The 8,968-nt window shown below is 68.6% G+C and carries 8 protein-coding genes; 4 read left to right on the top strand and 4 right to left on the bottom strand.

Annotated elements, in window-relative coordinates; translation table 11 throughout:
• Positions 1 to 6: 6 nt before the first annotated feature.
• Genes BIX52_RS03985 through BIX52_RS03975 form a run of 3 tightly spaced genes read right to left on the bottom strand, consistent with a single transcriptional unit; the run spans position 7 to position 3,091 of the window.
• Positions 7 to 1,278, bottom strand: coding sequence for an HlyC/CorC family transporter (locus tag BIX52_RS03985; protein ID WP_075219648.1), 1,272 nt, complete (start codon positions 1,276 to 1,278; stop codon positions 7 to 9).
• 44 nt (positions 1,279 to 1,322) lie between these two features.
• Positions 1,323 to 2,450, bottom strand: coding sequence for a 3-dehydroquinate synthase (aroB, locus tag BIX52_RS03980; RefSeq protein ID WP_075219647.1), 1,128 nt, complete (start codon positions 2,448 to 2,450; stop codon positions 1,323 to 1,325).
• Positions 2,450 to 3,091, bottom strand: a complete 642-nt coding sequence (locus tag BIX52_RS03975; RefSeq protein ID WP_075219646.1) for a shikimate kinase — start codon at positions 3,089 to 3,091, stop codon at positions 2,450 to 2,452. Before BIX52_RS03975 ends, aroB begins: the two co-directional genes overlap by 1 nt.
• Before the next feature lie 268 nt (positions 3,092 to 3,359).
• Here BIX52_RS03975 and BIX52_RS03970 point away from each other — a divergent pair, with 268 nt between their 5' ends.
• The 3 genes from BIX52_RS03970 to BIX52_RS03960 all read left to right on the top strand — a co-directional run bounded on the left by BIX52_RS03970 (position 3,360) and on the right by BIX52_RS03960 (position 6,766).
• On the top strand, positions 3,360 to 4,238 hold the full coding sequence (locus BIX52_RS03970; RefSeq protein ID WP_075219645.1) for a site-specific tyrosine recombinase XerD: 879 nt from the start codon (positions 3,360 to 3,362) through the stop codon (positions 4,236 to 4,238).
• An 84-nt stretch (positions 4,239 to 4,322) separates the two neighbouring features.
• Positions 4,323 to 5,279, top strand: coding sequence for an acetyl-CoA carboxylase carboxyltransferase subunit alpha (locus tag BIX52_RS03965; RefSeq protein WP_075219644.1), 957 nt, complete (start codon positions 4,323 to 4,325; stop codon positions 5,277 to 5,279).
• A 173-nt stretch (positions 5,280 to 5,452) separates the two neighbouring features.
• On the top strand, positions 5,453 to 6,766 hold the full coding sequence (locus BIX52_RS03960; protein ID WP_075219643.1) for a L,D-transpeptidase family protein: 1,314 nt from the start codon (positions 5,453 to 5,455) through the stop codon (positions 6,764 to 6,766).
• Positions 6,767 to 6,869: 103 nt separating this feature from the next.
• Here the strand turns inward: BIX52_RS03960 and BIX52_RS03955 are convergent, their stop codons facing one another.
• Positions 6,870 to 7,511 carry a VOC family protein gene (locus BIX52_RS03955; protein ID WP_075219642.1) on the bottom strand — a complete coding sequence of 214 codons (642 nt, stop codon included), beginning with the start codon at positions 7,509 to 7,511 and terminating at the stop codon, positions 6,870 to 6,872.
• A gap of 147 nt (positions 7,512 to 7,658) precedes the next feature.
• Between BIX52_RS03955 and BIX52_RS03950 the strand changes: the two genes are divergently transcribed.
• Positions 7,659 to 8,585 (top strand): IclR family transcriptional regulator, encoded by a 927-nt coding sequence (locus BIX52_RS03950; protein WP_083659992.1) that lies wholly within the window; start codon positions 7,659 to 7,661, stop codon positions 8,583 to 8,585.
• The last annotated feature ends 383 nt before the right edge of the window (positions 8,586 to 8,968 follow it).

Here is an 8,968-nt window from a genome sequence, read left to right as displayed (position 1 = left end):
GGGGCCTCACTCCGTCTCCTGCCGCGTCGCCTTCAACAAGGTGATGCGGTTGCGCTCACGCTCGGCCACCTCGAACTTCACGCCGTGGAATGTGAACGCCTGGCCGACGTCCGGGATCATCTGCGCCTCGTGGATCACCAGACCCGCCGCCGTCGTCGCCTCGTCGTCCGGCAGATCCCAGTCCAGCGCGCGGTTCAGATCGCGGATCGACACCGAGCCGTCCACCAGAACGCTGCCGTCCGGCTCCACGCGCAGACCCTCGACCTCGTTGTCGTACTCGTCCTCGATCTCGCCGACGATCTCCTCGATGATGTCCTCCAAGGTGATGAGCCCCATCACCTCGCCATACTCGTCGATCACCAGAGCGAAATGCGCCTTCTTCTTCAAAAAGGCGTTCAACTGGTCGTGCAGCATCGTCGACTCGGGCACATACCAAGGCGGCTTGGCGATCGCCCTGACGTTCAGCTTGTCCATGTCGCCGCCGAGCGACTGCACCGCCCGCAACAGGTCCTTGGCGTGCAAAATGCCGACGATGTTGTCGCTCTCACCCTCGAACAGCGGCATGCGCGTGTAGGGCGAGGCCGCCGCCTCGGCCACGAGCTCCGCCGGCGGCAGCGCCACGTCCAGCATGCGGATGCGCGTGCGGTGCACCATCACGTCCGACACGTCGAGCTCGGCAAGGTCGAGGATCGCGCCCAAGCGATCGCGGTCCGACTTGTGCAGCGCCCCGTCCGCATGCTGCAGATCCACAGCACCGCGGATCTCCTCGCGCGCCGACTGTACGCTCGCCATGTCCGCCCGCACCCCGAAGGCGCGCAGGATCAACGCCACGATCCGGTTCACGAGGTTCGTCACCGGGGCGAAGATGATGACGATCACCCTGACCACCGGCGCCACCACCAGCGCGAACGCCTCCGGCCGCAGGATCGCCAGCGTCTTCGGCAGCACCTCGGAGAAGACCAGCACCAGTGCCGTCATGATGAACGTCGCGTAGACGATCGCCGTGTCGCCGAAGATCTGCAACAGCGCCTGCGTCGCCAGCGCCGAGGACAAGATGTTGACGAGGTTGTTGCCGACCAGAAGGGCGCCGATCAGCCGCTCGCGCATCTCCATCAGCTTGGACGCGGTTCCGGCACGGCGCGAGCCCTGCTTCTCGAACTGCATCAGCCTGGCCCGCGAGGCGGCGGTGAGCGCCGTCTCGGAGCCGGAGAAGAAGGCCGACATGGCAAGAAGCACGATGATCGCGCCCACGGTCAGCCACAGGTCCCAGTCCATCACTGTCTAGGCTCGATTGATTGCCGTTGCGGGAAAGGTGAACGCACTCATGCCGCCGCAAGGCCCTCCGCGCTGAGAAAATCCCGGAGCGCACCCGGCGCAACACCGCTTGAAACGAAGGCATCGCCGATCCGGTTCACGAGAACGAAACGCACGATGCCGTCCTTCACCTTCTTGTCCTGCGCCATCGCGGCGATCATCGACGCCGCATTTAGCGGAACAGGCACCTCATCGAACCTCGTCGGAAGACCCACCGCGGCAAGGTGACGCTCCACCCGCACCGTGTCCTGCCCGCTCGAATATCCAAGAGCTTGCGAGAAGCGGAAGGCGAGGGCAAGGCCCAGTCCGACAGCCTCGCCATGCACCACGCGGCCGTCATAGCCCGCACACCGCTCCACCGCGTGGGCGAAGGTGTGGCCGAGATTGAGGAGGGCGCGCCGTCCCGCCTCGCGCTCGTCCGTAACGACGACCTCGGCCTTCGCCGCAACCGCCGTCGCCACCGCCTCGGCGAGCCCGTCGGTGAAGACGCGGGGGCCGAGCGCCTCCAGCCGGTCGAAGAAGGCCGCGTCGCCGAGGAGGCCGATCTTCACGATCTCGGCATAGCCCGCCCGCCTGTGCCGCTCGGACAGGGTCGCCAGCGCCGAAAGGTCCGACAGCACCAGCGACGGCTGATGGAACGCACCGACGAGGTTCTTGCCCTGCCGCGCGTTGATGCCCGTCTTGCCGCCCACCGAGGAGTCCACCTGCGCCAGCAACGTCGTCGGCACCTGCACGAAGGGCATGCCGCGCCGCGCCACCGCCGCCGCGAAGCCGGCCAGATCGCCGATCACCCCGCCGCCCAGCGCGATCACGATGTCCGAGCGCTCGAGCCCCGCGTCCAGAATGGCATCGACGGTCTGCAGCAGCCGCTCGGCCGACTTGGTCGCCTCGCCCTCCGGCAGCGCCAGCGCCGTGGCGCCGATCCCCGCCGCCTCCAGCGAGGCCATCAGCGGCGAAAGGTGCAGCCCCGCCACCACCTCGTCCGTCACCACCAGCGCACGGCGCTTGCCGAGCCGCGCGGCGATGTGGCCGCCCGCCTCGGCGATCAGGTTGTCGCCGATCAGGACATCATAAGCGCGCTCGCCCAGCGGCACGTGGACCGTGCGCGGGGCGAGCGTCGATAAAGGAGCGTTCATCAGGAGTTGACCGCAGGTTCCGGTAAAGGGGCAGCGTCCGAACCGGGCTCGCCGCCAGAGGAGGAGGGCGCACCATTCTGCCGGTCGGCCCAGCGCTGAAGTTCACGCACGATGGCGTTGACCACACGATCATGCGGCCCCGCCGAGGAGAGCACCTTCACCGGCGCCTCGGCAAAGTGCGGATCGCGTATCGCCCTGAGGTCGAGCAGCTTCTGGCGCGGGTCGACATTGTGGAAGAGCGGGCGATTGTCCCGCCGCATGATGCGCGCGATCAGAACATCCGTCGGCGCGTCGAGCCATACGGCGATCCCGCCCTCGGCGATCGCGGCGCGCGTGTCGGCCCGCATGAAGGCGCCGCCGCCGGTCGCGATCACATGCGGACCCGCCTGCACCAGACGCGCGATCACCCGCGCCTCGCCATCGCGAAACGCCGGCTCGCCATGCATCTTGAAGATCTCGTCGATCGTCATGCCGGCGGCTTTCTCGATCTCGGTGTCGGCATCCACGAAGGGAACGCCGAGCCGGGTGGCCAGCCTCTTGCCGACACTCGATTTTCCCGCGCCCGGCAGACCCACCAGGACCGGATTGCGCCCGAGTGCCGTCACCAGTCCAGGCCGATCCTGGCTCAACCTCGTCTCCATCCCCGTTCGCTTGATCCCCGCCAAGCTCGTTCGCCACCCTCGCATGGGGCACGGCGCATCCATCAGCGGACCCGAAAACCGCGCCGAGGGCAAGTCCCTCCCGGCCGGTCGGCTCAGCCCGCTCTGCTGCCGGAACCCCGCGTCACGGTCAAGCGGCGAAGTGTCCGGCCCGCCGCCACCTCGCAGGATCGGTAAAATTATCGGCAGGAACGCGACGCCGCGGCAACGCCGCGCCCGCCATGCTCGCCCCACCCGGTGGAGATTGGCGATGGACTGGCTCGACGCATTCCTTGAAATGATGGCGGTGGAAAAAGCCGCCTCGGCCCATACGCTCGACGCCTACAAGCGCGACCTCACCACCTTCGCCGGCCACTGCGCCCGCCGCGGCGTGAAGGCCGACGCCGCCGGGGCCGACGACATCCGCGCCTTCGTCGCCGCCATGGCGGGCGAGGGGGCCGCCGTCGCCACCCAGAACCGGCGCCTCTCCGCCGTGCGCCGCTACCTGCGCTTCCTCTATGCCGAGGGCGCCCGCAGCGACGACCCCGGCGCCCAGGTCGACAGCCCGAAGAAGGGCCGCCCGCTCCCCAAGGTGCTCTCCGTCGAGGAGGTGGACCGTCTTCTGACCCTCGCCGAAGAGGCCGCCGGGCGCGGCGACCCCGGCGCCATCCGCCGCGCCGCCCTGGTGGAACTCCTTTATTCCGGCGGCCTGCGCGTCTCCGAACTCGTCGGCCTGCCCGACGCCGCCTTGCGCGATGACGAAGATATGATGGTCGTCCGCGGCAAGGGCGAAAAGGAACGCCTCGTGCCGCTGACGCCCCAGGCCAAGGCCGCCGTCGCCCGCTGGCGCACCGTGCGCGGCCGGTCGCGGATGATGTTCCCCGCCGCCTCCAAGGCCGGCCACCTCACCCGCCAGGCCTTCGCCCGCGAACTCAAGGTCCTCGCCTCCGCCGCCGGGCTGCGCGCCGAGGCGGTCTCGCCCCACGTCCTGCGCCACGCCTTCGCCACGCATCTCGTCGCACGCGGGGCGGACCTGCGCATCGTCCAGGCCCTTTTGGGCCATCAGGATATTGCCACGACGGAAATTTATACCCACGTCGGGAACGACCACCTCGCCGCCGTCATCGCCGACTGCCACCCCCTCGGCTGAGCGAAAGGCGCGGCCGAGGCTTGACAGCGGTGGGGGGCCACTTCAACGGTCCCGCCCGACAGCCAATGAGTACCCCTGGACGAGATGCGCACATTCCTCGACTTCGAAAAGCCCGTCGCCGACGTGTTCGGCAAGATCGAGGAGCTTCGCTCCGCAGGCGATTCGTCCACGGTCGACACCCGCGACGAAATCCAGAAGCTGAAGGACAAGGCCGAGAAGGCGCTGGGCGAGATCTACTCTAAGCTCACCCCCTGGCAGAAGACCGAGGTCGCCCGCCATCCCGACCGGCCGCACACCTCGCATTATATCGCCCGGCTGCTGGAGGACTTCACCCCGCTCGCCGGTGACCGCGCCTTCGCCGAGGACGCCGCCATCATCGCCGGCGTCGGTCGCTTCGACGGCAAATCCGTCGCCGTCCTCGGCCACGAACGCGGCGTCGACACCGAAAGCCGCCTGAAGCACAATTTCGGCATGGCCCGGCCCGAAGGCTACCGCAAGGCCAAGCGCATCATGCAGATGGCCGAGCGCTTCAACATGCCCGTCGTCACCCTGATCGACACCGCAGGCGCCTATCCCGGCATCGGCGCCGAGGAACGCGGTCAGGCCGAAGCCATCGCCCGCTCCACCGAGCAGGCGTTGATGCTCACCGTGCCCTCCGTCGCCGTCGTAATCGGCGAGGGCGGCTCGGGCGGGGCGCTTGCGCTCGCCGCCTCCAACCGCGTCCTCATGCTGGAACACGCCATCTACTCGGTGATCTCGCCCGAAGGCGCCGCCTCCATCCTGTGGCGCGACGCCGCCCGCGCCCAGGACGCGGCCGCCAACATGAAGATCACCGCCCAGGACCTCCTCAAGCTCGGCGTCATCGACGAGGTGATCGAGGAGCCCACCGGAGGCGCCCACCGCGACCGCGCCGCCGCCATCGATTCGGTCGGTGAGGCCATCGCCCGCTCGTTGCGCGAACTCGCCGGCGACGACCGCAGCGCGCTGAAGGCGATGCGGGCCCAACGTTTCCTGAATATCGGCCGCACGCTCGAAGTTTGAGCTTTACCGTGGCCCAAGAGTCGCACCACCGCGCGATTCGCCCACGCAAGTTGGGAACAAGGCAGGGCTGTAATTTGTAAAGTGCGCCGCCTCAGGGTAGACGCCACTGTCGGCGGCGCGTTTCTGCCGCCCATGACCCGCGGGATGCACGCATGACGCATGACCAACGGCGTATGAACCGATCCACCCGCCGGCTCGGCCGCGCGGCACCCGGTATCGGTGCGCTCCTTCTCGCCGCGACACTCCTGGCCGGTTGCCAGGTGTCCGACATCGGCAATGTCGGCGAGGCCCACCTCGCCCCCGTCCCCTCCGCGCTGGCCCTCAAGATCGACCGGATGGGCATGGACGCCCGCTCGCCCATCATGCTGCGCATCTTCAAGGAAGAGGACTCGCTCGAGGTCTGGAAGCGCGACAAGGCCGGCCAGTACAAGCTGCTGAAGACCTACGACATCTGCGCCTGGTCCGGCGAGCTGGGACCGAAGAAGAAGGAGGGCGACCGCCAGGCGCCCGAAGGCTTCTACACCGTCAGCCGCGGCCAGATGAACCCGAACTCCTCCTACCACCTCTCCTTCGACCTCGGCTTCCCGAACCGCTTCGACCGCTCCCTCGGCCGCACCGGGTCGCACCTGATGGTCCACGGCGATTGCTCCTCGCGCGGCTGCTACGCCATGGAGGACGACGCGATCGAAGAGATCTACGCCCTCGCGCGTGAAGCGTTCATGGGCGGCCAGCAGGCCTTCCAGGTCCAGGCCTTCCCCTTCCGCATGACGCCCGAAAACATGGCCAAGCATGCGAACAGCGAGCATCTCGCCTTCTGGGAGATGCTGAAGGAGGGCTCCGACCACTTCGAGGTGACCGGCGTCGCCCCGAAGGTGGACGTGTGCAACCAGCGCTACGTCTTCAACGCCAGCGCGTCGGGCAGCTTCAACCCCAGCGCCGCCTGCCCCAGCTACACGGTCGACCCCGGCGTCGAAAAGCTGGTCGCCGCCAAGAAGGCGTCCGACCTCGAAAAGCGCGCCACCGTCATCGCCAAGGTGCAGATGCAGGAACAGCGCGAGGAACGCTGGGCCGAGCGTGAGGCCGCCATCGCCGGCTTCTTCAACCGCGCCCGGTCCGACGACGCGCCCGCCCCGGCCGGCGAGGACGCGGCAACCGCCACCGGCGCAGCGACGGCAACCGCCTCGGGCACCGTTCCCGTTCCGCGCGTATCGCCGCCCAAACCGGCCGTGTCGTCCACCGCGGTCGCCTCCACATCCGCGCCGGCTCAGACCGCGCCGGCCCAGACTGCTCCGGTGGCATCCACGTCGGTCGCCACCGTGCCGTCCCCCTCCGCGGTCGATGCCGAGACGCCCGTCGCCTCCACCGCCGCGCCGGACGCCGCAGCCCCCCTCGGCTACGCCGCCGAGGATGACGATGCCGGCTTCTTCAACTCCGTCGCCAAAAGCAGCCGCGGCCTCTTCCGCCAAGCCGGCAAACTCTTCAACTGACGACGCGGGGCCTCGCCCCGAGCCACAATAAAAAAGGCGACCAGCCATCGGCCGGTCGCCGTTTTTATTGAGCCTCTCCGGGCAAAGCCGGGGAGGGGTCCCCTCAGCCGATGGTGATCAGCCGCTCGTCCAGCGTGCGGAAGGTGAAGCTCAGCGCCGGCGCATCCGCCTTCTCCACCACGGCGAGATGCGCGATCTCAAGCGCCTCCAGGAAGGCCGTCATCCGCTCCGGCTCCGGCGTCTTCAAGGTGATCTGCGCCAGCGACAATCCATCGTCCGCCATCTTCGTCGCCGGATGAGGATCACCGTCCCACTGGATGAACGACGGCACCAGACCGCCGAGCCCGGCCACGCCGCTGTCGGCCACCGTCAGCGTCCATTTGAGGTCACCCCGGCTGAACCGGCGCGGCGTGCCGACGCTCTCCGGCGCCAGCTCCATCACGCGCTCAAGATCGTCCGTGCGCACCACCCAGGACACCGGCGACGGACCGTCCTCCAGCCGCGCCGCCGTCTCCGGCTCGTCCAGCCCGAACCAGCGCGGGTGCGCGGGCTTCGGGGCCTCCGGGTCGATCGCGATCAGCTCCAGAAACTCGCTCGGGCCCGTGCGCGTCAGGCGATTGTGGGTGCTCATGTCGGGGTGCTTGCCGCCCGGTGCGAGCTCGACGCCCAGCAGCTCCTTGAGCGCGGCGGTGCCCGATTCGAGCGACGTCGCGCCAACGGCGACATGGTCGATAACATTGTTCACGTGTGTTCTCCGCGCGCATCAGCCCCTATGGCGACGCCGCAACCTCTGGTCGGCGGGACCGGCCCTTCCAACATATGGAACTACGGTTCCGTATAATGGCACGCTGTGTTAAGAACCTCAAGCTATCTGAAAGTCTAGGTTAAGCGCATGCCGTCCGAGCGCACCACGTTCGAGCGCACCACGTCCGAAAATTCCACGCCCGGCACCACCATGGCGGACACCCCCGTGGCCGGCGGCGCCGTGGCCGACGGCGCCACCACCGACGGCGCCACCACCGACGGCGCCACCACCGACGGCGCCACCACCGACGGACCCATGGCCGAACGCGTGGACAGCACTTTGACGAAAGGCCTTCAGATCCTCGAAGTCCTCGCCGCATCTCCCCGCCCGCTCGGCATCACCGAGATCGCAGCGCAGCTCGCCATGAACAAGTCCAGCGTGCACCGCCTCGTGAAGACGCTGTGCAAGATGAACTATGCCGCGCAGGACCCTGACCGAACCTACCGCGCCAGCCTCAAGTTGTGGCGCATGGGCAGCACGCTGATGGGCCACCACCGCCTCGCCGGCCTCTGCGCGCCCGCCATGCACAGCCTCATGCGGGCCACCGGCGAAAGTGCGCACCTCTCGGTGCTCGAAGGCGCCGAGGCGATGCATATCGACACCGTCGACAGCGGCCAGAGCGTGCGCGCCGCCATCGAACGCGGCGAGAGGGTGCCGCTCTACTGCGTGGCGACCGGCAAAGTGCTGCTCGCCCACCACTATGAGAGCCTGCGCGCCGCCGTGCTCGCCACCATGACGCGCTTCACCGCGCGCACCATCACCGGGGCCGACGCGCTGGACACCGAAATGGCCCAGGTCAGACGTCTCGGCTACGCCCGCAACACCGGCGAATGGCAGGAAGACCTCGCCGGGGTCGCCGCGCCCGTCTTCGCCGCCAACGGCGACGTGGTGGCCGCGATCGGCCTCTCCGGCCCCACCCAGCGGCTCTCGCGCCAGCGCATCCGCGAGGTCGCGCCCGCGGTCATGGAGGCCGGCCGGACCGCCTCCAACGCCCTGCACGCCGCCACTTTCTAACCCGCGCAAGCGCCAGGCCGCTCGGTCGATCCGCCGTCCGCCGTCCGTCCCGGGGATGCAGGACCGCCCGTTCGCGAGGTGAATGCCATCGGTTCTACATAGCGGAACGTCAATTTTGAATGTTGACGTGCCGAACCGCGCGGCCATTTAGTCTCCATAGGGCCGATCAACAGGATCGTCCGTCGACCCCATCCCCCCGATGGCCGCCGCCACGACGTGGCAGGCCGCCATCGCCGTCCAACATGAGTGCGACCCGTGTCCTCTGCCGGCCCGGTTCGCAAAGTCGCCATGATCGGGCTGCAGTCTTCGGCAGAAGACCGCAGCGCACCCACGCCAGCGCCGAAGCGCCAGCGGCCAGCGCCGAAGCGCCAGCGGCCAGCGCC

Source organism: Acuticoccus yangtzensis, assembly GCF_001927245.1.
Classification (GTDB): Bacteria; Pseudomonadota; Alphaproteobacteria; order Rhizobiales; family Amorphaceae; genus Acuticoccus; species Acuticoccus yangtzensis.
Note: the sequence above shows the minus strand (reverse complement) of the source record. Positions and strands in the feature narration are given on the sequence as shown.

Coding starts and splice junctions, on each gene's coding strand:
- BIX52_RS03960 (WP_075219643.1), top strand. CDS start 5,453: ATGAACCGATCCACCCGCCGGCTCGGCCGCGCGGCACCCGGTATCGGT.
- BIX52_RS03975 (WP_075219646.1), bottom strand. CDS start 3,091: ATGGAGACGAGGTTGAGCCAGGATCGGCCTGGACTGGTGACGGCACTC.
- BIX52_RS03950 (WP_083659992.1), top strand. CDS start 7,659: ATGCCGTCCGAGCGCACCACGTTCGAGCGCACCACGTCCGAAAATTCC.
- BIX52_RS03965 (WP_075219644.1), top strand. CDS start 4,323: ATGCGCACATTCCTCGACTTCGAAAAGCCCGTCGCCGACGTGTTCGGC.
- BIX52_RS03970 (WP_075219645.1), top strand. CDS start 3,360: ATGGACTGGCTCGACGCATTCCTTGAAATGATGGCGGTGGAAAAAGCC.
- aroB (WP_075219647.1), bottom strand. CDS start 2,450: ATGAACGCTCCTTTATCGACGCTCGCCCCGCGCACGGTCCACGTGCCG.